At 56.4% G+C, this 23,133-nt stretch carries 22 protein-coding genes; 12 read left to right on the forward strand and 10 right to left on the reverse strand.

The window, feature by feature from the left end:
- Positions 1-2 precede the first annotated feature (2 nt).
- On the forward strand, positions 3-746 hold the full coding sequence (locus MWC30_RS08895) for a hydrogenase iron-sulfur subunit (protein ID WP_368860822.1): 744 nt from the start codon (positions 3-5) through the stop codon (positions 744-746).
- Positions 747-1,039: 293 nt separating this feature from the next.
- On the opposite strand, the gene MWC30_RS08900 is transcribed toward MWC30_RS08895, so the two are convergent.
- From MWC30_RS08900 to MWC30_RS08925, 6 genes are all read right to left on the reverse strand, one after another.
- Positions 1,040-2,353, reverse strand: coding sequence for a DVU_1553 family AMP-dependent CoA ligase (locus tag MWC30_RS08900; protein ID WP_244083819.1), 1,314 nt, complete (start codon positions 2,351-2,353; stop codon positions 1,040-1,042).
- Between the two features lie 137 nt (positions 2,354-2,490).
- The gene (trsS, locus tag MWC30_RS08905) at positions 2,491-3,855 is read right to left on the reverse strand and encodes a radical SAM (seleno)protein TrsS (protein WP_244083820.1); all 1,365 of its coding nucleotides are present in this window, start codon (positions 3,853-3,855) and stop codon (positions 2,491-2,493) included.
- Positions 3,852-4,298: a DVU_1555 family C-GCAxxG-C-C protein gene (locus MWC30_RS08910; protein WP_244083821.1), complete on the reverse strand. Its 447-nt coding sequence runs from the start codon at positions 4,296-4,298 to the stop codon at positions 3,852-3,854. Before MWC30_RS08910 ends, trsS begins: the two co-directional genes overlap by 4 nt.
- A 12-nt stretch (positions 4,299-4,310) precedes the next feature.
- Entirely contained in the window at positions 4,311-5,060 is a 750-nt protein-coding gene (trsM, locus tag MWC30_RS08915; protein WP_244083822.1) for a DVU_1556 family methyltransferase, read from the reverse strand.
- Positions 5,061-5,125: 65 nt separating this feature from the next.
- Positions 5,126-5,299: a DVU_1557 family redox protein gene (locus MWC30_RS08920; protein ID WP_244083823.1), complete on the reverse strand. Its 174-nt coding sequence runs from the start codon at positions 5,297-5,299 to the stop codon at positions 5,126-5,128.
- A gap of 51 nt (positions 5,300-5,350) precedes the next feature.
- Positions 5,351-5,623 (reverse strand): hypothetical protein, encoded by a 273-nt coding sequence (locus tag MWC30_RS08925; protein ID WP_244083824.1) that lies wholly within the window; start codon positions 5,621-5,623, stop codon positions 5,351-5,353.
- A 532-nt stretch (positions 5,624-6,155) separates the two neighbouring features.
- On the opposite strand from MWC30_RS08925, the gene MWC30_RS08930 reads away from it, so the two are divergent.
- From MWC30_RS08930 to MWC30_RS08970, 9 genes are all read left to right on the forward strand, one after another.
- Positions 6,156-8,114: an aldehyde ferredoxin oxidoreductase N-terminal domain-containing protein gene (locus tag MWC30_RS08930; protein ID WP_256461235.1), complete on the forward strand. Its 1,959-nt coding sequence runs from the start codon at positions 6,156-6,158 to the stop codon at positions 8,112-8,114.
- A gap of 19 nt (positions 8,115-8,133) precedes the next feature.
- The gene (locus MWC30_RS08935) at positions 8,134-8,679 is read left to right on the forward strand and encodes a hypothetical protein (RefSeq protein ID WP_244083826.1); all 546 of its coding nucleotides are present in this window, start codon (positions 8,134-8,136) and stop codon (positions 8,677-8,679) included.
- A 42-nt stretch (positions 8,680-8,721) separates the two neighbouring features.
- Positions 8,722-9,873, forward strand: coding sequence for a (Fe-S)-binding protein (locus MWC30_RS08940; RefSeq protein WP_368860825.1), 1,152 nt, complete (start codon positions 8,722-8,724; stop codon positions 9,871-9,873).
- Between the two features lie 95 nt (positions 9,874-9,968).
- On the forward strand, positions 9,969-13,001 hold the full coding sequence (locus MWC30_RS08945; protein ID WP_254006165.1) for a CoB--CoM heterodisulfide reductase iron-sulfur subunit A family protein: 3,033 nt from the start codon (positions 9,969-9,971) through the stop codon (positions 12,999-13,001).
- 65 nt (positions 13,002-13,066) lie between these two features.
- A complete protein-coding gene (locus MWC30_RS08950; RefSeq protein WP_254006163.1) occupies positions 13,067-13,834 on the forward strand; it encodes a hydrogenase iron-sulfur subunit in 768 nt (255 codons plus the stop codon).
- 53 nt (positions 13,835-13,887) lie between these two features.
- Positions 13,888-14,340, forward strand: coding sequence for an NAD(P)H-dependent oxidoreductase subunit E (locus tag MWC30_RS08955; protein WP_244083829.1), 453 nt, complete (start codon positions 13,888-13,890; stop codon positions 14,338-14,340).
- A 9-nt stretch (positions 14,341-14,349) separates the two neighbouring features.
- Positions 14,350-15,999, forward strand: a complete 1,650-nt coding sequence (locus MWC30_RS08960) for an NADH-ubiquinone oxidoreductase-F iron-sulfur binding region domain-containing protein (protein ID WP_244083830.1) — start codon at positions 14,350-14,352, stop codon at positions 15,997-15,999.
- A 31-nt stretch (positions 16,000-16,030) separates the two neighbouring features.
- On the forward strand, positions 16,031-16,666 hold the full coding sequence (locus MWC30_RS08965) for a 2Fe-2S iron-sulfur cluster-binding protein (protein ID WP_244083831.1): 636 nt from the start codon (positions 16,031-16,033) through the stop codon (positions 16,664-16,666).
- A gap of 27 nt (positions 16,667-16,693) precedes the next feature.
- Positions 16,694-17,173 (forward strand): hypothetical protein, encoded by a 480-nt coding sequence (locus MWC30_RS08970; RefSeq protein WP_244083832.1) that lies wholly within the window; start codon positions 16,694-16,696, stop codon positions 17,171-17,173.
- A gap of 265 nt (positions 17,174-17,438) precedes the next feature.
- On the opposite strand, the gene MWC30_RS08975 is transcribed toward MWC30_RS08970, so the two are convergent.
- The 4 genes from MWC30_RS08975 to MWC30_RS08990 all read right to left on the reverse strand — a co-directional run bounded on the left by MWC30_RS08975 (position 17,439) and on the right by MWC30_RS08990 (position 21,156).
- The gene (locus tag MWC30_RS08975; protein ID WP_244083833.1) at positions 17,439-18,020 is read right to left on the reverse strand and encodes a cysteine hydrolase family protein; all 582 of its coding nucleotides are present in this window, start codon (positions 18,018-18,020) and stop codon (positions 17,439-17,441) included.
- Positions 18,021-18,418: 398 nt separating this feature from the next.
- A complete protein-coding gene (locus tag MWC30_RS08980) occupies positions 18,419-19,189 on the reverse strand; it encodes an enoyl-CoA hydratase/isomerase family protein (RefSeq protein WP_244083834.1) in 771 nt (256 codons plus the stop codon).
- 120 nt (positions 19,190-19,309) lie between these two features.
- On the reverse strand, positions 19,310-20,056 hold the full coding sequence (locus tag MWC30_RS08985) for an SDR family NAD(P)-dependent oxidoreductase (protein WP_368860826.1): 747 nt from the start codon (positions 20,054-20,056) through the stop codon (positions 19,310-19,312).
- A gap of 245 nt (positions 20,057-20,301) precedes the next feature.
- Positions 20,302-21,156: a flavodoxin family protein gene (locus MWC30_RS08990; RefSeq protein ID WP_244083836.1), complete on the reverse strand. Its 855-nt coding sequence runs from the start codon at positions 21,154-21,156 to the stop codon at positions 20,302-20,304.
- Between the two features lie 417 nt (positions 21,157-21,573).
- Here MWC30_RS08990 and MWC30_RS08995 point away from each other — a divergent pair, with 417 nt between their 5' ends.
- Positions 21,574-21,792 carry a DUF2080 family transposase-associated protein gene (locus MWC30_RS08995; RefSeq protein ID WP_244083837.1) on the forward strand — a complete coding sequence of 73 codons (219 nt, stop codon included), beginning with the start codon at positions 21,574-21,576 and terminating at the stop codon, positions 21,790-21,792.
- Between the two features lie 515 nt (positions 21,793-22,307).
- On the forward strand, positions 22,308-23,099 hold the full coding sequence (locus MWC30_RS09000) for an IclR family transcriptional regulator (RefSeq protein ID WP_244083838.1): 792 nt from the start codon (positions 22,308-22,310) through the stop codon (positions 23,097-23,099).
- Positions 23,100-23,133: the final 34 nt, after the last annotated feature.

Here is a 23,133-nt window from a genome sequence, read left to right on the forward strand (position 1 = left end):
GACTGCAATATACGACCGAAATGCGGCTGATCCGCGTCATGTGTACCGGCAGAGTCGACCTGGCGCATGTGCTCAGGGCCTTCTCCAACGGCATCGATGGCGTGTTCATCGGCGGCTGTCACTTGAACGAGTGCAACTACATCACCCACGGGAACTACCATGCCCTCAACATGGTGCTTCTCTTCAAGAAGGTTCTGGAGCACGTGGGGCTGAGCCCCGACAGGCTCCGGATCGAATTCATGTCGGGCGCCGACGCGGGCATCTTCGTGGAATCCGTCAATGACTTTGTAAAACAGATCAAGGAGCTGGGGCCGCTCGGCAACGGCGAGGGAATGGACAACGGGGCGCTCAAATCCAGGCTCGACGAAGTTGGCAAGCTCATTCCCTACATCAAGGTGGTGAAAAACGAGAAGCTCGCCTCGCGCCTTCAGAGCCATGAGGACAGGGAAAGGCTTTTCACCCGCGAGGAGATCGACCAGCTGTTCAGCGAGGTCGTCTCGTACTACATCGACCCGGAAAAGTGCCAGGCGTGCATGACCTGCGCCAAGAGATGCCCGGCGGATGCCATCGACGGCGGCAAAAACCGGATCCATGTCATCGACCAGGACAAATGCATCAAGTGCGGGACCTGCTTTGAGGCCTGCCCTCCCCGCTTCGGCGCCGTAACGAAAATTGTCGGCGAGCCCGCTCCGCCCCCCCTTGCCGAGGAAGCCAGGGCCATCGTCCGAAAAGGCAAGGAAAAGTAGCGGAACCTCTCCCTATCGAGGATACGAGCTCCCCTCAATGTTGTTGAATTAACGCACTATCGTCATTCCGGCGAAAGCCGGAATCCAGGAAAATAAACCCTTTTGGGACCCCGGTTTTCACCGGGGTGACGCTAAGCCAACAGCATTGCGGGCTCTCCTGCTCCGCAACTCGTCCACATACCGGTCGGGGTCCATCTCCATGGACCTCGGCCGGATCCTTATATCAGCTCAGCTCAAGGTTTTTGCTGCCAAAGCGTGCCATTCCTCAAAGAAACTGCCGGGGGGGGCAGATTCTATTCCCTGCTGTCCTCAATCCTTCTCTTGCCCGCCCCCCTCATGGGGATCCATCCTTCCCGCCGAATCTCCACGGAAAGGGATAGAGCATCCTCTTCACAAGCAGCCTGTATGGAAGGCACCCTTTGGAGCGCGCTCAGGACAAGCTTCTCCATTTCTTCCCCATGGGACTCCAAGGCATAAATCCCCAGATGCAGCCGATCCTTCCCCTTTTCGCAGGACAGGCTCACGCTGAAATCGAGAAGGCCCGGAAGGGGAAAGAGCGCTTCATCGAGAGCGGCCATGGTCAGGATGTGCGATGCGCCCAACCGGACATTCCCTTCTATTCGCCCTTTGATCTGCTCCATGGTCTTCAGCACAGTCCCACATGGGCAGTTTTCAGGAATGAACCGGCTGGTGTCACCGGTCCGGTAGCGAATGAGAGGCATGCCTCGCCGCGTGAGGGTGGTGAAAACGACTTCACCCCGTTCCCCCTCTTGGAACGGATGCCCCGTCACCGGGTCGATGATTTCAAACAGCAGGTCCCCTTCGCGCATATGGTAGCCGAAATGGGCCTGGCATTCGACAGCCCCCCCAAATCCCATCTCCGTCATGCCGTAGTGCGTGAAGACTTCGCATCCCCACAACTCCCGAAGCACCTCGGTGACAGCTTTGGGAGCATAATCCGTACTGAGGAGGATATTTCGAGGGGCCGCCCTGCCCCCGCCCAGCCTGGCCAAGGCGAGAATCTGCACCGGGATTCCCACCAGGGTGTCCACCCTCTCTCGCTCCATGATATCCAGCGTGGTTTCCACATCCTTCACCAGGCCGTGGGGAATCCCGATGGCTCCCAGGCGGAACAGGCCTTTGAGGAGCAAATCCCCGACACTCCCCGGGCGCTCTCCGGGAAGAAGGATCAAGACCCGGTCGCCAGGACCCGCGAGAGTCGACATGCCGTCGCAAAAGAAGTCGATCGTCAGCTCCTGGTCGTCCTCGGTGAAGTAGATCCGCTTGGGATCTCCGGTGGTTCCAGAGGTGGGCAAAGTCACCACCCGTTTGATTTCGCTCTGGGAAACACACAGGAACTGCAGCGGATCGTTCCGTATATCCTCTGCGGTAGTGAACGGAAAACGCTCCAGGTCTTTCAGGCAGGAAAGCCCGGCTGCTTCGAAGTTTGCCAGGTGTCTGCTGTAGAAGGGGCTGTTCTGTCGCACCCATGCGATGGTTTCCCGCAGCTTGATGAGCTGATGCGCTTCAATGGCTTCACGGGTCAAAGGCTTCCCCGTTTCGCCGACCATTCGAAGGATCCAGTTTTCGAGAGGAGTGATCTTCATAGGGGTTCGATTTGGTTTCTCTATTCGATGAGGTGCAAGACTTTCGATTTGATGGCTCCCTGTTTTTTGTAGGAGCGGCATCCTGCCGCGACGGTGAGCCCGTCGCGGCAGGATGCCGCTCCTACAAAAGGGATTTCTCAATCCTTGGTGCATATACTTCGATAAAAGGAACGTCCCCGGCTGTCGGTGAGGTTGTAGGCACAAAAGGGTATGAGTCCACCTTCCGGAGCGACCACATGGATGCAGCAATCGCGGAGGCGCTCCAGGTCGAGGTTCCAGGCGTCCTGAAACGCCATGGCCGAGATGCAGAGGGAATAAGTTTGAACCCGGTGGAGAAAATCGTCCCAGCCGCCCAGAGAGGGACCCTCCGGGCTCTTCTCGGGATGGGGAGCCTGGGACCAGGACCGGCTCACAAAGCGGCGGGCTTTTTCGGCCCCGATTTCCGCCGACTCCGGCTCCGAGCAGCATCTCCTGGGATCGTAGCTGCTCCAGGCTTTGAGCTCACCGTCAGGGAGGAGGACAAAATTGCCGTGGAAGGAGCAGAGAGCGTTTTCACATCCCGGAGGCTGAAAAAAGGACGCTTTGAGGCGGCCTTCCGTTTGGGCCTCGATGGCCCTGATGACTTCAGGAAGGGTGATGCGGGCTTCATCCGGCGGTGCAGTCGGATATCTTCCAAAATAGCTGACCGGTTGGAAGTGCACCCCTCGCACTGCGGGCATATGGTCCACGGCAAATCCGATGATCGCACCGATTTCATGGATATTGACCCCGGGAACCAGCGTCGGGACTAAAACCACCCCCAGCCCCTCCTCGACGCAGTGCTCCACCGCACGGACTTTCTCACGGAAGAGAGCGCGCCCTCTCAAACGCTGGTAAGTGGCATCCTCGACCCCGTCAAACTGCAGGAATATGGAGGCCACCCCCCCATCCTTGAGGGCCTTCACATAGCTTCGATCGGCGGCAAGGCGAACACCGTTCGTGTTCACCTGGATGAAGGGGAATCCGAGAGAACGGCCAAGGGATGCGATTTCGGGCAGATCATCACGCAGGGTCGGCTCTCCCCCCGAAAGCTGGATGTTGCAGGGAACCTCCGCCGCCGGAATCCCCTGGAACCAGCGTCGAAGCGTATCGAGGTCCGGGTCTGGAACCCCACCCCCTCCCGCATCGGCAAAGCAGTAAGCGCACTTCAGGTTACAGCGCTGCGTCACTTCCATGAGAGCCGTGCACGTGTGCTGGCGATGTTCAGGACAAAGCCCGCAGTCCCAGGGACACCCTTTTTGTACAGTGGTCAAGGGGGATTTGGGATATGAAGGGGTTTTGGGGCGCTGCCAGAACCCAAAAAACGGATCACCCCGCCAGATGGGGGTCTGAAAAGATCCATGCTCCGGACATTCTTTGCGGAGAAAGACCGTATCCCCTAACATCACCCGGACCGCCTTGATCTTCTGCAGGCACTCCGGGCAGACGCTTCCCGTGGCGGACAACAAGACCTCGCCGCTCATGGCCGCCCCGTTGAAAGATCAAAGCCGTTTTGCACCAGGAGGTCTTTCACTTTCTGGTAAGTCCCGAGGATCATGGAGGGACAGCGAGTGGTCCGACTGCGGGGATCATCCCCCAGGATGGTCTCGCAGCGAATGCCGCCGTATTTTCCGCCGTGCTCCATCGTAAACCATTCCACCAGTTCCCCGATCATGATCTTCAGGCGGGGGTCTTCCTCCTCGTCGGCCCTTCCTCTGCCGGCGTAAAGACCAAGCAGGCATGCGCCCCCGGTCAGGGTGCCGCAGATGTCCCCCGAAAACCCGAGTCCTCCCGCAAGGGCCGACATGGCTCGCACGAGGTCGACGTTGTCTTTCCCCTGGGCTTCCAGTCCCATGAGCAGCAGAATCTGGCTGCATTGAAAGCCCTGCTGCGCCAGTTGAAGCATCCGTATCATTTCATCCGTCACAGTTTCACTCCTCTATGGGGCGGTACTGACTTTCCTGGCGATGATGAGGAAATAACCGGGCTTTGCAGACGCTACGGCCTGCTGGATCTCACGGCCACCTTCCATCCCTCCCCCACCCCCGGCCCCGCACCAGAAGCTCTCCAGGGACCCGTGAGAAAAAATCAAACGTGCAGCAAATTCCTTCAGTGCCTGGGACTGGTCCTCCCAATGGGTAATTTCAAATCCGCTTCCTTCGATCCTCTCGATCCACTCTTCCCGGGAGACAGCACCCGTCAGGCAGCATCGCAGGGGCAGCCCCTTCAGCCGGGATCCACTCTCCGGGCTGCGCGCGTAGACATCATGGACCAGCAGGATGCCCCCAGGTGCGAGCACTCTCGCGCATTCGTCCAACGTTCTTCCCACGTCTTCCATGAGGGACAGGCTGCATTCCGCTAAAATAGCGTCCACAGCAGCATCGATGAAAGGCAGGTGAGCGCCCGATGCCTGTGCCACAGGGAGGCACGGATCTTGCCCACGCCCTTCGGCCAGGAGATTTGTCGAAAGGTCGATTCCGACCCCTCGAAACCGGCACTGATGGATGAGATAGCCCAAGGTCACGCCGGTTCCGCACCCCATGTCCAACACCCTGGAGCCGGGGGGCAAAGCGGCTGCGGCAACGGCCCGCTGCGTCAGTTTCAGGCCGCCGGGCCTTATCAGCCCGCCCCCTGCTCTGCGCAGATCTGTCCTCTCATAAATGCGGCAGATTTCATCCGAAGAAGACATCAGCCCGATGTGACTCCTCACCCATACGACCCCTTGCCGGCCTCAGAGAGGCTCGCAAGGAAGCCTCATTTTTCTTCCAGGATTTTCTCCACTTCGGCCATTTTTCCCACTGCAAGATCTTCGGGTATGAACACCTGACCGCAGCGGGGGCATCTCTGGAGATCCACGGGAAACATGTATTCGAGATACCCGATATTGACCTGCCCCAATTCGAGGGGCAGCGAGCATTTGATGCACATCCATTCAGGCTCTTGGGATGGTGTCTCTTTTTCATTCATCGTTTTGAGTCCCTAGATGACTTCCATTCTGTGGCTGTAGGCTTTGTGAATGACAAACTCACCCTCGACGGGAGTGTATTCCACCCAGTAAGTCACGGTAACAGCCGGGTTATGGTGTGCCAGAAAACGACCGGTCCGCTGGTTGAGAAGCTTCGTTCCGGTCCTTTCGGCAAACTCGACCACCTTCTGGATGTCGGATTCGAGAATCTTCCGTTTTTCCAATACAGCTCTGACCTCATCGGAAATGCTCAGCCGGATCTCTTGAGTGTCTTGCCTTTCGGCCATGGTCTCTCTCCAAGGGTTTTCAAACAGTGCGCTCTGGTGACAGGGAAGGCGATACAGCGGCAGGCGGTTGCCTGTTGGGAGGCTTCCGGATAACAGGTCCGACGGGGAAAGTCAAGAGGTTCTCCAGCGGCATCTTTCTGCCCGCTTCATGAGGAAGAGGTCATGAGGGATGCACAGAGAATCCACGGATTCAATGCAAAATAATTTTCATTATAATGAATTTTATAGGCCAATAGGGCAAGGCCACAAAAGACTTGTCATGACCATAAAAATTTGCCATAACACTATTAAGCCTAGATTTTAGCCCCTTTAAACTCCCCAAAGGCATTGTCCGGGCTTCATCAAAACGATTCTTTAATTTTCACCTGGATAAATTTTTGGAGTGATGGCAGGGAGAGGACTCATCAGCGGATTGCATCCTGGAAAAAAGGCACAGCTTGCGTCATCCACACACCCGTACCGTGATGACAAGCTTCTGCCCCGGGACATGCATGCAGGATTGAAGGCTTACTCACATAGAGAGGGATAAAAAATGAGGTACGCAGAGACAGGGGTAAATCTGGAAATAGATCTATCCCGAGGAAACATTGAAAGGGTGGAAACCGACCCGAGAGATATGGAGCTTTATCTGGGGGGGCAGGGTACGGCCGCCAAGATACTTTGGGACAGGGTACCTCCTGAAGTGGACCCATTTTCTCCCGACAATCTGCTCATATTCAGCACCGGCCTTTTGCACGCCACACCTGTTCCCGCCGCCAATCGTGTCGCCGTCAATACATTTTCTCCCCAGACCAACCTCATGTCCCATTCGCTCATGGGCGGTTTTTTCGGACCGGAAATGAAGCATGCCGGCTACGACAAGATCATCATCCGGGGCAAGGCTCCCGACCTGGTTTATTTGTATATACACGACGACACAGTGGAAATACGCGATGCCACGCACCTCCGGGGAAAGGGCTGCACGGAAACCGGCGACATTCTCAAGAAGGAGCTGAAAGACGACCGAGTCCAGGTGGCGGCTATCGGCCTGGCCGGTGAAAACAGGGTCTATACGGCATCCATTGATCATGGGCATTCCAGCGCAGCGCGGGGGGTGGGCGTGATCATGGGGGACAAGAGGCTGAAGGCCATCGCTGTCCGTGGAACAAAAGATATCCATGTGGCCAAACCGGCTGAATTGTTTGAACTGTGCATGCACATGCACCAGCAAATTGGGGGCAGCGACGGATGCGGAGACTGGATGGCGGTGGACGAGGACGACAGTTTCCATCATGACAATTTTGCCTGGGGCAATGCACGTACACGGAGAAGAGGTTTTTGGAGCAAGGAGCTCGAAGAGCGGTGGCGTCGATTAAAATACGACCACATGGACCGTCAGACAAGCTGCTATAACTGCCCGAAGAAGTGCCGCAATGTCATCAGCTGGCCGGGACGGAAACGCTTCGGCTACAAATGCTACGGAAAAGACACTTACCACATGGCGGCTTTCAAGGAGCTGGACTTCACTTACGACATCCTGGGAGTCGCCCAGGAGTATGGACTCGACTCCTACTCCACACCTCAGGTCATGGCTTTTGCACTTGAGCTCTATGAAAACGGCATCTTGACGGATAAAGACCTGCCGGGCCTACCGGCCGACAGCGGGGATCGGTTCTTCTACCTCATGGAAAAAATCGTCCGCCGGGAAGGAATCGGAGACATCCTGGCCAACGGCGTATCCCTGGCCGCCCAGCAGATCGGGAACGGTGCAGAGAAATACGACCACAATACCATCAAAAGATTTGAACAGTTGCCCATCAAGCTGGGAAAGCTCAACCCGCCCTATTTCCTCATGATCGCCACAGGCGAAAAAATGGCCATCACCCAAATCGAAGGGTCCTTCCCCCAGGATCCCCTCCCCACCATGGAGGAGCGGCAAGCGTTTGTCGACAAATGGGAAGCAGTGCCCAACGAAAAGTTCAAACAGTATTTCCTGGAATGGGAAAAACGCAACGACATATCCAATGAAGCCTCCTGTGCCATCACCGATTGGAATGAAGCGATGCACTACATCGATGACTCCATAGGACTTTGCGGGTTCGTCTCGTCCTTCAGGGGTCAGTTCGGCGGAGAGATTGCCTACCACATCAACAATATCCCGGATTTCCTCACTCTGGCCACGGGCGTGGACATGACGAAAGACAAACTTTGGGAATGTTTTCAGCGGATCCGGACCCTCGTCAGGGCCAACAACGTCCGAAGAGGCATGAGGAGAAAAGATGAAAGGCCGCCGGAAGACCACTGGGCCGTGAGAGACGAGGCTTTCGAGCAGAAGCTCCTGGACGACTATTACGCGTTCAAGGGATGGAACAAAGAGGGTGTTCCCACCAGGGAAACACTGGACAAACTTGGCCTGAGCTATGTCAGCGAAGACTTCCTGCGAAGAGGGATCCTGGCCGATACTGAAAAAAATCCTGCCACAGAAACTTCAGTGGAAAGCGAAAAGAAATAAGGTCAAGGAGGTGGTGACCGTGAAAGCCGGCTTAAAGAAGAAAATTGTTAAGGAAATCAAGGTGGATGTGGATAAGTGCACGGGCTGCCGCTCCTGCGAGCTGGCCTGCTCGGCATTTCACGCTGCGCCCAGGTACAGCAGCATGAATCCGTCAAGGTCCAGAATCCGGGTGATCATGGACGAGGTGCGGGACGTCTACGTTCCCATCCGTGCGGGTGAATACACTCAAGCCGAGTGCAACGGAAGAAATATTTATACCATCGCGGGGAAGGAATACTCCGAGTGCACGTTCTGCCCGGCGTCCTGCCCCTCCAGGGATTATTTCAAAGAGCCCGACTCAGGTCTTCCTCTCAAGTGTGACATGTGCGAGAGCGTACCACCCCTGCCGGAGCCCATGTGCGTACAGGCATGCGAGTTCGATGCACTGACTTACGAAGAGCGGGAAGAGGAATACGAGGAGGAGGAGCTGAAGCGGGACGAAATGGAGATCGCCTTCGAGTCGCTGATCAAGAAATACGGCTTGAAGCAGGTTTTGCAAACCGCTTCCCGGCTTTCCAAGAGGTAGGCACGAAAACATTCAGGCGAAACAAGAGGTTTGAAAAAAACAGTGGAAACCGTAGCCCCTTATAAAGATATTATTGAAGTCATCAAAGCGAGCGGTGGAGACGCCTTCAAGCGATGCTTCCAGTGCGGGCTGTGCGACGTGGTCTGCCCCTGGAACCGGGTGAGAAACTTCAGCATGCGCAAGCTCGTCCGGGAAGCCACCTTCGGCCTGACGGACATCGAAAGCGAAGAGATCTGGCGCTGCACTACCTGTGGAAGGTGCCCTCAGCAGTGCCCGAGGGACGTCAGGCAGATCGACTCCGGGGTGGCCCTGCGCAGGATCGCCACGGAATACGGGGTTTTTCCCCAGTCCGTGAAGCCCATCCGCACCATCAGCGGAAGCCTCGTGGGGGAAGGCAACCCCCTGAGCGAGGACCGGGCCAAACGCGGCGACTGGGCGAAGGACCTGCCCGTCAACACCTTCACGGAAGGCATGGAAATCCTCTACTTCCCCGGCTGCTACCTGAGCTACGACCCGAGGCTCAAGAAGGTTTCCCGGGCCACGGCCGCCATCTTGAACAAGGCGGGCGTCGACTTCGGGATCCTGGGCTCCCAGGAGAGCTGCTGCGGGGAAAGCATCCGCAAGACGGGCGACGAAGACGTTTTCAAGCGCCTGGCCAAAGAAAACATCAAGGCCTTCGTGGACAACGGGGTGAAGAAGATCCTCGTCTCCTCCCCCCACTGCTACCATACTTTCAAAAACGAATATCCCGAGTTCATGGTGCACTTCGAGGTGGTTCACATCACCCAGTACCTCCTGGAGCTCCTCCGGGAGGGAAGGCTGGAGCTCAAGGGAGAGTACCCCAGGGCGGTCACCTGGCACGATCCCTGTTACCTGGGGCGCCACAACGGCATTTACGACGAGCCCCGGGAGGTCCTCAGGCAGGTGCCTGGCCTCGAGCTCCGGGAGATGCCCGACTCCAGGTCCGACAGCCTGTGCTGCGGCGGGGGCGGGGGCCGGATCTGGATGGAGACCCTCAAGGGGGAGCGCTTCTGCGACCTGCGGGTCGACCAGGCCGCCCAGATGGGGGCCGAGGTGCTCGCCACCGCCTGCCCCTATTGCATCACCAATTTCGAGGACAGCAGGTTGACCATGGGTTTTGCCGAGAAGATCGAGGTGAAAGACATCACCGAAATTATCCAGGAAATGATTTAGGCACCGAAGAAACCTGACGAGGACGCAAAGTGGAAAAAGAATTTTTTGAAGGAGAGTTTGTCAAGAGAAGGGCAGACATTGAGTCCGGAGATGTCATGGTGGTCGGTGCAGGGATCAGCGGTATTCAAGCCGCCCTGGATCTGGCTGAGACGGGCTTCAGGGTGTTCCTGGTGGAAAAATCCCCCGCCATCGGCGGCAAGATGTCCCAGCTCGACAAGACCTTTCCCACCAATGACTGCTCCATGTGTATCGAATCTCCGAAATTCATCGAATGTGCCCGGCATCCCAATATCGAGATCCTGACGTATACCGAGGTGGACAGAGTACGCGGCGAGGCCGGGGACTTCAAAGTAACCCTCATCAAAAAACCCAGATACGTCATAGAGGAGCGATGCACGGGCTGCACCACCTGTGTGGAGTACTGCCCCGTCAAAGCCCCTGACCCGTTCAACCAAAACCTGTCGCTGAACAAGGCCATCCATATCTATTTTTCCCAGGCCGTTCCCCTCATCACTTATGTGGACCCCGACACCTGCCTGTACTTCCAGGACGAGAAATGCAACATTTGCGTGGGAGCGTGTAAGAATAACGCCATCGATCTTCACCAGGAGGCCGAAGAGGTCGAGGTGGAGGTGGGAGCCATCGTCCTCTCTCCCGGTTATGAAATCTTCGACCCCGGGCGGCGGAATGATTACGGCTACGGAAGGATGGAGAACGTCGTCACGAGCCTCGATTTCGAACGGCTGCTCTGCGCCACGGGCCCCTATGAAGGGGAGATCCGGCGCCCTTCCGATCTGAAGCATCCCCATAAGGTGGCATGGATTCAATGCGTTGGCTCCAGGCGGGTGACTCCAGGCGACAACAGCTATTGCTCCGGGGTATGCTGCGCCTACACCCAAAAACAGGTGATCCTGGCCAAAGACCACGACGCAGATCTGCAAGCCACCGTATTCCATAACGATATCCGGGCATTCGGCAAGGACTTCGAACGTTTCTACCAGAGGGCCGAGAATCTCCCGGGGGTTCGATTCATCAGAAGCTATGTCTCCGTGGGAAAGGAGATCCCGGGAAGCAAGAATGTCACCATCCGGTACTCGACCCTCGAGGATGGAGTCCAGGAGGAAGAATTCGACCTGGTGGTCCTGTCCGTCGGGTTGAACCCTCCCCGCCATGTGAAGGGAATGGCCGACAAGTTCGGCATCGAGCTGGACCCTCACGGATTCTGCAGGACCAATCCAGTCAATCCCATCGAGACATCCCGCCCTGGAATTTTTGTCAGTGGAGCCTTCCAGGGCCCCATAGACATCCCCGAATCGGTGGTGAGCGCCAGCGGAGCGGATGCCCTCTGCAGTCAGCTCCTCGCCTACCGGCGCGGGAAGCTGGACAAGGAAAGGGTCTATCCGCCCGAAAAGGATGTGTCGGAAGAGGAGCCCCGTGTGGGCGTGTTCGTCTGCCACTGCGGCGCCAATATCGGCAGAGTGGTGGATGTTCCTTCCGTCGTTGAATATGCTTCCACCCTGCCCAATGTGGTCCATGCACAAGAAAGCCTCTTCGCATGCTCCACGGACAATGCCCAGCAAATATCCAACACCATCCTGGAGAAAGGGCTCAACCGGGTAGTCGTCGCCGCCTGTACCCCCCGGACGCATGAGCCGCTCTTTCGAGACACCCTGCGAGAGGGAGGGATCAACCCCTATTTTTATGAAATGGCCAATATCCGGGAGCATTGCTCCTGGGTCCACTCGCGGGAAACGAGGGATGCCACCCAAAAGGCCAAAGACGTCGTGCGCATGTCCGTGGCTCGGACAGCCCTCCTGGAGCCCCTGCAGGAATTTGAACTGCCGGTAGACAAGAGGGGCCTCGTCATCGGGGGCGGCATCGCCGGAATGACCAGCGCCCTGAGCCTGGCGAACCAGGGATTCGAAGTCTATCTCCTGGAAAAAGATAAAGATTTAGGCGGGATGGCGCGGAGAATCCATTACACCCTGGAAGGACTCGATGTTCAGGGGTACCTGGATGATTTGATCCGCAAGGTCTACAAGCATTCCTCCATTCACGTCTACACCGACACGACACTCCTGGATGCGTCGGGATACGTGGGGAATTTCACGACAACGGTAAGATCCGGGATGATGCGCAGGGAGATTCGGCATGGCATCACCATCATCGCCACCGGTGCCGAAGAATACAAGCCGACGGAATACCTGTACGGGGAAGACGAGCGAGTCGTCACGTCCGTGGAACTGGAGGAGGCCATCGCCCGGGGCGATGAAAGAGTGGCTCAGGCCCAGAGCCTGGTGATGATCCAGTGCGTGGGGTGCAGAAACGAAGATCGAAACTATTGCAGCAGGATCTGCTGCAGTCATTCTGTCAAGAATGCTTTGAAATTGAAGGAATTAAACCCTCAGATGGATGTCTACATCCTCTTCAGGGACATGCGGACCTACGGCCTCAAGGAAGATTACTACCGGGAGGCCTCAGAAAAGGATGCCCGGTTCATCCGCTGGGATCCGCAGGACAAGCCCGCCGTGGAGGCCGTCGAGGAGGAGGGCCGGCCGGTTTTGAGGGTCACCGTCACCGATCCGGTATTGGGCAATCAGCTCGCCCTGGACGCCGATATCCTTGCTCTGGCCGCAGCGATCGTTCCCTCGGCCGACACCAATACCATCTCCAAATTGTTCAAAGCGTCCTTGAATCCCGATGGATTTTTCCAGGAAGCCCATGTCAAGCTGCGGCCCGTCGACTTTGCCGCCGAGGGAGTCTTTCTGTGCGGCACGGCCCACTACCCCAAGCACATCACGGAGACCATCAGCCAGGCCTACGGAGCTGCCGGACGGGCGGTGACGATTCTCACGAAGGATTCCGTCGTTGCCTCCGGCGCCGTGTGCGAAGTGAAAGAAGACGACTGTGTATCGTGCGGGGCATGCATCTCTGTCTGTAATTACGGCGCCATAGCTTTTCACGAGACTCCCCGGGGCAAAAAAGCCACCGTCAATCCGGTCCTCTGCAAAGGCGATGGGCTCTGCAATTCGAGATGCCCCACCGGCGCCATCACGCTCAAGCATTTTACCGACGACGAAGTCTTTTCCCAGATTGACGCAGCGCTTCCCGCTTCACAGCCGGCCTGAACCGGCTCTTGAAGAAATGAGGCTCGTATCAGGACAGGCGATGCCAACGAAGGAGTGACCCTATTATGGCTACAGGACCTGTGTTTAAGGCAAAGATCTTAGGCTTTCTATGCAACTGGTGAGGATACTCGGCTGCTGACCTGGCTGGAGTTTCCAGACAACAATACGCGACAGACATCAAGCTGATCCGTCTCATGTGCACGGGCAGGGTCGATTTGGCATTCATACTCCGAGCATTCTCCAACGGAGCGGACGGAGTGTTCATCGGCGGATGCTGGCCCGGCGAATGCCACTATGTGACCGAGGGAAATTACCTGGCACTGAGCACGGTGCACTTATCCAGGAAATTGCTGAAGCTGGCGGGGATCGGCCCCGAGAGGGTGAGACTCGAATGGATATCCGCCTCCGAGGGAAGCCGATTTGCCGAAGTCATGAATGATTTTTCTCTCAAGGTGAGGGAGCTCGGTCCCATCGGCAACGGCGCGGGAATGAGCGAGGATGGATTGAAGCTCAAGCTCGATGCATTGAATGCCATGGTCCCCTACATCAAGCTGGTGGAAAGAGAAAGGCTCCGGGTGCCCGTCAAATCCGAGGAAGCTTACACACAGTTCTTCAACAGTGACGCAGTGGAGAGGCTCTTCAAGGAACTGATAGCCGATAAATTTGAAATATGCCGAATGATGGCGCTCCTGCGAGAAAAACCCCGGTCAACGGGAGAGCTCTCCCAGATCCTGGGCTTGAGCCCGTCGGACATTTCAAGGCACCTCAATGTATCGGCGAGACAGGGATTGGTCAAATTCGACGCAACGCGAAACCTCATTGCCGCCGCCTAGTGCAACACGCAAAGGCAAACAGGGCAATGCATTCATACCATCAGGATACAACCATGGACAACGACACCATCGATCAAATCATCGACAGGCATGAGGGCAGAGCCGGTTCACTCATCCACGTCTTGATGGAGATTCAAAGCAAAAATCACTGGATCCCCAGGGAGGCGCTGGCGAAGGTGAGCCAAAAACTTGGTGTGCCTTTCACACGGGTGATGCAAATCGCCACCTTTTATAAAACCTTCAGTTTGACGCCCCAGGGGCATCATGAAGTTCACGTGTGCACGGGCACTTCCTGCCATATTCGAGGTTCGCAGCGGGTCCTCGACAAAATCCAAAGCCTCCTCGGGATCAGGGCTGGAGAAACGGATTCCAATTCAAAATTCAGCCTGGCAAAGGGCAACTGCCTTGGCTGCTGTACCCTGGGTCCGGAGATCGTCGTGGATGGCAGGCACTACGCCAGGATGACGCCGGAAAAGGCGGAAGAAGTGTTGAAAAAGTATAATTAAGGGAAAATCATGCCAAGGATAAATTCAGCTGCTGAATTGGAGACGCTCAGGAAAGATATCCTGTCCAGGCGAGATCCCGGGAAGCCTGCCATCGCCATCTGTGCGGGAACAGGCTGCCTGGGCCTCGGCAACGACAAGGTCATCAGCGCCTTTCAGGAAGAAATCAAAAAGCGGTCCCTCGAGGCTCAAATCGAGATTCGCGCAACAGGCTGCCATGGATTTTGTGAGAAGGGACCCAATGTCATCCTCTATCCCGAAGAAATCTGCTACTTGCAGGTAACGCCCGAAGATGTCCCGGAGATCGTCTCGGAGACCCTCCTGGGGAAGAAGGTGATCGATCGCCTGATCTACACGGACCCGATGACCGGGGAAAAGGCGGCGCATCAGTCGGAAATACCTTTTTACAGGAACCAGATGCGGAACCTCATCAGCAACAACACCCGGATCGATCCCAGTAGCATCGAGGATTACCTGGCGGGAGGCGGCTACTCCGCCTTGTCCAAAGCCCTCTTTGAAATGGGTCCCAAGCAGGTGTTGGAGGAAATCAAGAAGGCCAACCTGCGCGGTCGAGGCGGCGGGGGATTCCCTGCCGGCCTGAAATGGGAAACGGCCCGCAACGCTCCCGGCGAGGAGAAATACGTCATCGTCAATGCTCACGAAGGGGAGCCCGGCGCCTTCATGGACAGGGCGCTCTTTACGGGCAACCCCCATTGCGTGCTGGAGGGGCTGATCATCGGTGCCCACGCCATCGGCTCTCACCAGGGATTCATCTACACGCGCCATGACACCCCTCAATTGAAGGCGAATATCGACACGGCCCTTGCCAAAACCCGGGAATACGGATTCCTGGGGAAAAATATCCTGGGCTCCGGCTTCGACTTCGATGTGGAGGTGCATTTCGATGTGGGCATCTTCGTCTCGGGGGAATCCAGCGCACTGATGCGATCCATTGAAGGGAAGAACCCGGAGCCAAGGCCCAAGTACATCCGCACGTCCGTCAGTGGAATCTGGGACAAGCCGAGCAACCTGAACAATGTGGAGACCTGGGCGAACGTCCCCCAGATCATCAGCAAGGGCGCTGCATGGTACACCGGCATCGGGACGGAGCGGAGCAAAGGAACGAAGCTGTTGTCCCTGTCTGGGAATATCTGCCATACAGGAGTTGTGGAGGTTCCTTTCGGGACCACCCTGCGGGAGATCGTCTACGGCATCGGCGGCGGAATTCCCAATGGAAAGAAGCTGAAAGCGGTCCATTTCGGGGGTCCCATGGGAGGGTCCGTTCCCGAGAGTCTCCTGGATACTCCCCTGGATTTTGACGCCATGTCGAAGCTGGGGGCCCCCATCGGTGCCGGCGGCATGCTGGTCCTGGATGAAGACACCAACATGGTGGAGCTGACCCGGTTTTACCTGGACTTCCTGACCAACGAGTCCTGCGGCAAGTGCGTTCCCTGCCGTGAAGGCATCCGCCAGATGCTCAAAATTCTGACGAAAATGTGCGAAGGAAAAGGGAAGGAAGGCGACATCGAGCTCCTGGAAGAAATTGCCGAAGTAGCCGGTGCAGCGTCCTTGTGCTCTCTGGGGAAAACCGCTTCCGACCCCCTCAAAGGCACCTTGCGCTACTTCAGGGAAGAATACGAGGCGAGCATCAAGGGCAAGTAATGCACAGCCAAGACAGAGAAAGCATACAACGATGAGCGAAATCCTTTTGCAGATAGATGGAAAAGCAGTGAAGGCAAAGCAGGGCATGACGGTACTGGATGCCGCTCGAAGCGCCGATATCGCCATTCCAACCCTTTGCCACCACGAGCAGTTGGAGCCTTACGGCGGATGTCGCCTCTGCACGGTGGAAATTGAGACGCGCGGCAGGAAACGACTCGTTGCCGGCTGCCTTTACCCCGTAGAGCCCGATTTGATCGTGAGAACCCGGACTGAGAAGATCGACTCCATACGCAAGATGATCCTGGAGCTGCTGCTGGCGCACGCACCGGATTCCCCCCAACTCCAGGACCTGGCTCGAGAATACCGTGCAGACAGAGACCGGTTTGAGAAAGAAGCCTCCTTTTGCGTGCTCTGTGGACTCTGCATAAGATACTGCGCCGAAATCAAAAAGAAGTATGCTGTCGGGTTCATCAACAACGGAGCAAGACGGGAAATCAATTTCATTCCCGAGATCGCCGCCGGCGAGTGCTGGAACTGCAAAGAGTGCTTTCCCCTCTGTCCGACGTCTTATTTGCAGGCCGCCTACCATTTGACCGAAGCGCTGGCGTTTCCCTCGCTCTCTTCCAGATCCGCTTCAAAACGCCTGGTGACGACGACCACTCTCTAAGGAGAGTATTTATAAGGAGGGTATTTGATGGCCGTTATATTTTCTGCGCGTGAAGTTGTCGAAGCAGCGGTGGAAAAGGAAAAGAAGAGGAAGGGTTTCTATGCCGCGGTCGCCGAACTGAGCACGGACCAGGAGATGAAAGATCTTTTTCAGTTCCTGACGGAAGAGGAAGCCCGGCACGTGGCGGCTTTCGCCCAGATTCGCGACAGCCTGCCCGAGGGTTCCGATTCCGGCGAGTACAGTGCGGACATGGATGCCTACATGGACTCCGTCATTGACGAGCGCCTCTACTCCCGCATCGATTCGAAAGAGTTTGTCCAACAAGCGATTGAGGCCAGGAACGTCTTCAGCTTAGCCATTGGCTTCGAGAAGGACGCGATCCTGTACTTCAGAGAGTTCATCCCCTATTTGTCAGAATCGGATCGGGCGGTTGTCCAGGAATTGATCGAACAGGAAAAGGGGCACATTAGAAAGCTTGCCGAGATGCAGCGGCGGGTGGGCGAGTAGCCGGGAATTGCCCCCCCCTCCCGGCGCTTGAATCTCTTTGCCGAGGAGAGGGTGAAAGGGTCACCCTTCCCTCGGAGGCTGTCTGAGAAATGAGTCCATCGCTTCTAGCATCCACCTTGTTTCGTCATTCCGGCGGTCTTGAAGCCGGAATCCAGTTTTTTCGCCGGGCTGGATTCCGGCCTCAAGACCGCCGGAATGACGAGCAAAAGAATTTTCAGACAGTTACTCAGAGAATGCACTCATGCACTGGTTCGGCGGGCTTTTTTCACACCCCCAGATCTTTCAGCAGCTCACCGGACCCGGCAATTCGAAACAGGGGGTGAAGGGGATTGCGCCGGTAGATGTTCAATGTCTGGTTATGGACTTCTTCCGACCATGTGGCGGAGCAGTCTTCCAGCAGGACCGCTTTAAAATCCGAGCACAGTGCGTCCATAACGGTGGTGAGGACGCAGAAGTTGGTGGCAATGCCTCCGACGGCGCACAGCGTCACACCCCGACTCTTGAGCCACTGGTCCAGGTCTGTTCCAAAAAATGCAGAGAACCTGGGCTTGGGCAGCCAGAGATCCTCCGGCTGGCGGTTCAGTTCATCAATGATCTCAGCCCCCTCCGTTCCCGCCAGAGAATGAGGCTTCATCCTCCCTTTGAAGATGAAATCCCCTTCGTGAAAGGAATCCGTGGAATAAATCACGGGCCATCCCTGTCGTCTGAATGCCTCTGCCAACCGGTTGATGGGCTCGATGATTTTTCTTGCAAAAGGCGTAATGGGGAGATTCTTCGCCTCAACGAAATTGTCCTTGACCATATCGATGACGAGTAACGCGGGTTTTTCCACAGGATCACTGCCCATAAATTCTCCTTTTCGACAAGTCAGATGGTGAGGGGTTTTACTGCGGAGTGATGGGACGCGGGTCGGAAGCCCGACCCAAAACATCCACAAGGGGGCTCATCAGCACGAAAACAGCTCCGAGGGGAGGGTCATGCGGGAAGGGACCCACCTCGAAGCTGCCTCTGGGGGACAGGGAATTGACCTGCTTTGGGTCAACTCTCCTGGGGACAATATTCTCGGCACCACCGGCTACTGAAGTACCTGAACACATGTTCTCGAACACTCCCACGTCATTCCGGAAGTCTCTAAGCCGGAATCCAGGCCAGTGCAAAGACTGGATTCCGGCTGGAAACATACCGGAATGACACAAAGGCATGAGGGCTATCCAAAATGTTCGAAAACTTTTGTATTATGGGTACTTAGCAGTTCTTCCATTCCGGTGAGCGTCTTTCCTCAAAGCTTTTGATTCCCTCCAGCGTGTCCTGGGTCTTCATCAGTGAATTGAGGAAGTAATCGTTGGATTTCTGGAAGGCTTCTGCAAACGGGAGCCCTAGGGTCATTTTGACGGCGCGCTTGTTCATGCGAATGATGAGCGGGCTGTTGTAGCGGATCTCTTCCACCATGTCGATGACGGCTTGGTCGAAATGGTGATCTTCCACCACATGACTGACAAATCCCAGCTTGAGGGCATCCCCGGCGGTATAGGTTTTGCCGGTGGTGCAGATTTCAATGGCCTTGGCCGGGCCGACGATCTCCTGCAGCCGGACGACGGCATAGGGCGGGAAAAAGCCCAGTTTGATTTCGGGCTGACCGAACTTGGCACTTTCGGAGGCCACGATGAAGTCGCAACCGATGGCCAGCTCCATTCCGCCACCCAGGCAAGCCCCGTGCACTGCCGCAATGATGGGCACATCCAGCTGGTTGATGAGCTCGAAAATACGCCCGAACACTCTGACCATCTCGCCAACCATATCCGGCTTGTGGTCGCCGACTTCGACACCGGCACACCAGCTTTTGCCATCCCCCCGTATCACCACGCATTTCAGCTCTTTGTCCGCAATGAGTGATTCCAGCAAGGTGTTGAGCTCATTCATCATTTCGATGTTCAACACGTTATGCTTCGGGCGCGCCAGGGTGATCCGGGCAACTCCGTCGGTCATTTCTACAATCAGGTTCTTAAAATCGGACATCTGCCAATTCTCCCGTTCAGTGGTTTCAGGGATTTCCAGGCGAAGACATACAATCCCCATTGCCGGCGCAACGATCGGCCGCTGCAGAAAGCTCAGGCGCCATTTTCACCGCAGGCACCGTTAGATATACTGTCCGCCATCCACCTTGATGACTTCACCCGTGACATGTCGAGCCCTGTCCGAAGCGAGAAAGGCGATGACATTGGCAAGGTCCTCGGGCTGCCCGACTCTCTTGAGAACGATTTCCCCCATGGCCATATCGACAATCTTATCCCGCGCCTCGGAATCCCTCAGCATGGGCGTTTCGATCAGGCCCGGCGCCACGGCATTTACATTGACTCCAAAGGCTCCCAGTTCCTTGGCTATCGCTTTGGTGTAGCCGATGATGCCGGCCTTGGATGCCGAGTAGTTGGACTGCCCGAACTTGCCCCGCAGGCCATTGATGGAGGTCACATTGATGATCTTTCCGTATTTCTGATCCTTGAACAGAGGTGCCACGTGACGGGTAAAATTGAAATAGCCCTTCAGGTTGACCTCGATGACACGGTCCCACTGCTCTTCGGTCATTTTCCACGAAACGGCATCCCAGTTCATTCCCGCGTTGTTGACCAGGATATCGATGCGTCCGAACGCCTCGAGTGCCTGCTTCACGACATTCTCCGCCTCGGCAAACACCGCGATATCGCACTTGACTGCAAGAGCTTTCCGACCCATCTTACGGATCTGCTCCGCAAAATCCTTGGCCTCTTGTTCGTGCTTACGATACGTCAGGCAAACATTGGCACCTTCCTCAGCAAGCATGAGGGAAGTAGCGGCACCGATACCCAGCGATCCACCCGTAACAATTGCGTTTTTTCCTTCGAGCAGCATAATGACCCCTGTTCATCAATAAAAGTTAAAGATATATGGCAAGCTTCTTGCCGAAAGCCCAACGTCCGTTCAGTTGGCACCCGCCTAAATAAAAGCTATGTTACAGCTATAATGTATTTAGTCAAGAAGAACTTGATACTTTCATCAAAATTTGTCGCACCACTGTAGTCGGCGCAACGGTCATTCCACCTCCCTCGCAGAGAAGTGCGCAGGATCGGGCGGCATTTTCAGTACAGAAGGCCTCAAGCCTTTTGGGGTGTCACCCAGTTCCCCTCCCCGGCATAGGCCTGGGCCACTTCCTTCAACTCATTTCTGCGCGCCAGGAACTGGTCCTTCATGGTCCGAAGCCAATCGGCGTGATGCCTGGCTTCTTCGTAGCTCAGGAAAAGGGTGTGCTCACCGGCCCGGGTATGCACCCGGAGTCGCCCCTCTTCCCAACCGGCAGGACCAGCGCTGCTGCAGAGCATGCATCGTACCTGGCCTTCAGGGAGAAAGCGGAAGGTATCTCCCCCGCAGACGGGGCAGAGCGGCACGGAGGGCTGAGCAGGCTCGCCGCCCCCTTCCAGCGCCCTGGCAAGGCGCAATGCCGTCTCGCGCGCCCCACTTTTCAGGAAAATCTCGCCCGGCAGGGCCCCGTAAAGCACGGCGGAGCCCCTGAGGTCCCCCATGGTCAACTTGACAAAGCTCTCCACATCCAGCTTGGTATGGCCTTCCATCCCCTCGATGCCCGCAATCGCCACGGCAACAGCGGGTTTCCCCCAAAGTCCGTCAAGATGGCCATAAAAGCACAGCCCCCTGTCCAGGAAACGCTTGAGGCTTGCATTGGCCCCCAGCAGGTACGTGGGAGACGCGATGACATAGGCGTCGGCATGGATCAATGCATCCAGGACCAGGCTGAAGTCATCGTTTTGAGGACACTTCCCCTCGTCAAAAATGCATTGATAGCAGGCTTTGCAGGGACGAATGTCCATCTGGGGCAGCCTGAGAAGCTTCAGCTCCCAATCCCCCGAAAGCTGCCTGAAGAGCTCTTTCACGAACAACTCTGAATTGCCGGACTTCCTGAGAGAACCAACGATACCGAGCAGCGTTTTTGCCATTTGCATTATCCTCCCTCGCTGATAGTAAAAGTGAGACCCGGGTATACCCTGAGACCAGCGGGAGCCTCACGAGACTCCAGCAGCCCGTCCGGACACCCGCGGCCCTGTCCACCGTGCCCCTTAAAAAATAGCTAGAACGTAATCACGATATGGCTACATTACAGCTTGACCTGCTCTTTGACAAATGCTAACTTTTCTAGCGCGTGCCTTGGGAGCATTTGGATCCCATGGAATGCTCCATCTGGGTAAAAAATTCAATGCGGACGCGTGCACGCCCCCCACCGGCGGAGGCCGTTGGCGCCCTGCGATGGGTGCAGGGAAAACGCTACCGCGTGGCAGTGCTAAGTGACCCCGTCTTCATGGATCTCTGCCAAATCCTTCAATCCCAATTGGTACCAATGCAGAGGCGCAATCAAAGTGGCACTGAACAAGAAAATGCTCAAGGAAGAGGAGACCTCACGCGATACTTCCCCTGAGGCAGACAGCGCGGCGGACAGTTCCCGGAAAAAGGTCAAGTTTGAAGTCTTCGGTGAAGAAATGCTGGAAAAGGGCGTCAAGCTCAGCGGCAACAGCGGCCGGGTATACCTGCCGCCGGACTGGGTCGGCCATAAGGTCAAAGTGATTCGCATAGACTGAGACCGAAAACCATGCGGACGGTCCGCCTCCCCGAGGGGGAAGCCGCTGCCGGCCCTGCATCTGACGAGATATTGTCAGACCCTGCGCCCCCTGCCGGTATTCAGCTACACTGCGGAGCTGATGGATAGCGGCTCTCCAGGCCTGTCTGCCCGGACATGCAGGGAAACCCCTGATCCAGTGCGACAGTCCGCTGCCGACGCTCACCCCGGCCTCTCGCACGCCCAGGAAGCAGCCTGCATTGCAAAAAGAGCTATCGCCGCCGGCAGGGGCACGTCAGCCCATGGGATCCCTCCCTTCATTGCTGATTGCTCCAATCATCGTCCCAAGCCTCACGACTGCATGCTCCCGGGCTGCATGTCCCGGCCCCTGCCCCGACATCGCGCCCCTGCTCGCCATACCTGCAAATCTCCCGGTTCAGACAATCACACCGTTATTTTTTTGTTGACACAGAGAAATGGAGCCATTTATGCTCTCTCCCAATAGGACAATCGATTAGCCTATTGGGAGAAAATACAATGACGAGATCCATCGGCGCTGTCGAAAAGGCAGTGGATATTCTCTACCTCTTCACATCAGAGCATCCGGAGTTGTCCGCGCTGGAGATCGCGGAGAAGCTGGGCATGCCTTTGAGCTCGGCCTATAAGTACCTGCAGGCCTTCCTGAACAAACAGTTCCTCCTGAAAAACGAAAAGACCAACAAATTCTACCTTGGGCTGAACGCCCTGAAACTGGGTCTTCTGGCCGCGGAAAAAACCTCCGTCATCGAGGTCGCTTCTGCTTATCTCGAATCGATGGTCGCGCGCTCTCACGAAACTGCGGTTTTGACCGTGCCGGATGGTCTCCAGGTCGTCTGCGTCGACGTCAGGCACAGTCCCAGGGCCTGGAGGATCACCACCAACAAGGGTGCAACGCTTCCGTTGTACGCCGGGGCTCCCGGAAAGGCTGTCCTGGCCTTCAAGGAGCGGGCTTTCATAGACCGGCTCATAGAGATCACAGGACTTCTCAAACTCAACAAGAATACCATCACGGGCGTGGAGCAGCTCTACGCTGAACTGGCGGCAATCCGAAGAGAAGGGTTCAGCAAAAGCGATTCCGAGTGCATCTGCGACATCTGTTCCGTCGGCGCCCCGATTTTTGATCACAAGGGGGATGTCATCGCGTCCGTCGCGGTGGCCGGGTCTTCAGACAGGATTTTTGGCGAGAATCACCAGATGCTGATCCAATTGGTGAAGGAAAGCGCCAGGGGGATCTCCGCGGAGCTGGGATATGTCGAAAGTCAAGGAAAGCATTTTGATGAACCCGCCTGAGGGACTTGTCCCGGGAGTTTCCACAGTGCCGACA

This window comes from Desulforhabdus sp. TSK, from assembly GCF_022836495.1.
GTDB lineage: Bacteria > Desulfobacterota > Syntrophobacteria > Syntrophobacterales > Syntrophobacteraceae > Desulforhabdus.

Bases quoted from the DNA above. Each gene is read 5' to 3' on its own strand.
- MWC30_RS08990 (WP_244083836.1), bottom strand. From the start codon at position 21,156: ATGGCAAAAACGCTGCTCGGTATCGTTGGTTCTCTCAGGAAGTCCGGC.
- trsS (WP_244083820.1), bottom strand. From the start codon at position 3,855: ATGAGCGGCGAGGTCTTGTTGTCCGCCACGGGAAGCGTCTGCCCGGAG.
- MWC30_RS08965 (WP_244083831.1), top strand. From the start codon at position 16,031: ATGAGCGAAATCCTTTTGCAGATAGATGGAAAAGCAGTGAAGGCAAAG.
- MWC30_RS08945 (WP_254006165.1), top strand. From the start codon at position 9,969: ATGGTGGTCGGTGCAGGGATCAGCGGTATTCAAGCCGCCCTGGATCTG.
- MWC30_RS08920 (WP_244083823.1), bottom strand. From the start codon at position 5,299: ATGTGCATCAAATGCTCGCTGCCCCTCGAATTGGGGCAGGTCAATATC.
- MWC30_RS08930 (WP_256461235.1), top strand. From the start codon at position 6,156: ATGAGGTACGCAGAGACAGGGGTAAATCTGGAAATAGATCTATCCCGA.
- MWC30_RS08925 (WP_244083824.1), bottom strand. From the start codon at position 5,623: ATGGCCGAAAGGCAAGACACTCAAGAGATCCGGCTGAGCATTTCCGAT.
- MWC30_RS08970 (WP_244083832.1), top strand. From the start codon at position 16,694: ATGGCCGTTATATTTTCTGCGCGTGAAGTTGTCGAAGCAGCGGTGGAA.
- MWC30_RS08960 (WP_244083830.1), top strand. From the start codon at position 14,350: ATGCCAAGGATAAATTCAGCTGCTGAATTGGAGACGCTCAGGAAAGAT.
- MWC30_RS08955 (WP_244083829.1), top strand. From the start codon at position 13,888: ATGGACAACGACACCATCGATCAAATCATCGACAGGCATGAGGGCAGA.
- MWC30_RS08980 (WP_244083834.1), bottom strand. From the start codon at position 19,189: ATGTCCGATTTTAAGAACCTGATTGTAGAAATGACCGACGGAGTTGCC.
- trsM (WP_244083822.1), bottom strand. From the start codon at position 5,060: ATGTCTTCTTCGGATGAAATCTGCCGCATTTATGAGAGGACAGATCTG.
- MWC30_RS08975 (WP_244083833.1), bottom strand. From the start codon at position 18,020: ATGGGCAGTGATCCTGTGGAAAAACCCGCGTTACTCGTCATCGATATG.
- MWC30_RS09000 (WP_244083838.1), top strand. From the start codon at position 22,308: ATGACGAGATCCATCGGCGCTGTCGAAAAGGCAGTGGATATTCTCTAC.
- MWC30_RS08900 (WP_244083819.1), bottom strand. From the start codon at position 2,353: ATGAAGATCACTCCTCTCGAAAACTGGATCCTTCGAATGGTCGGCGAA.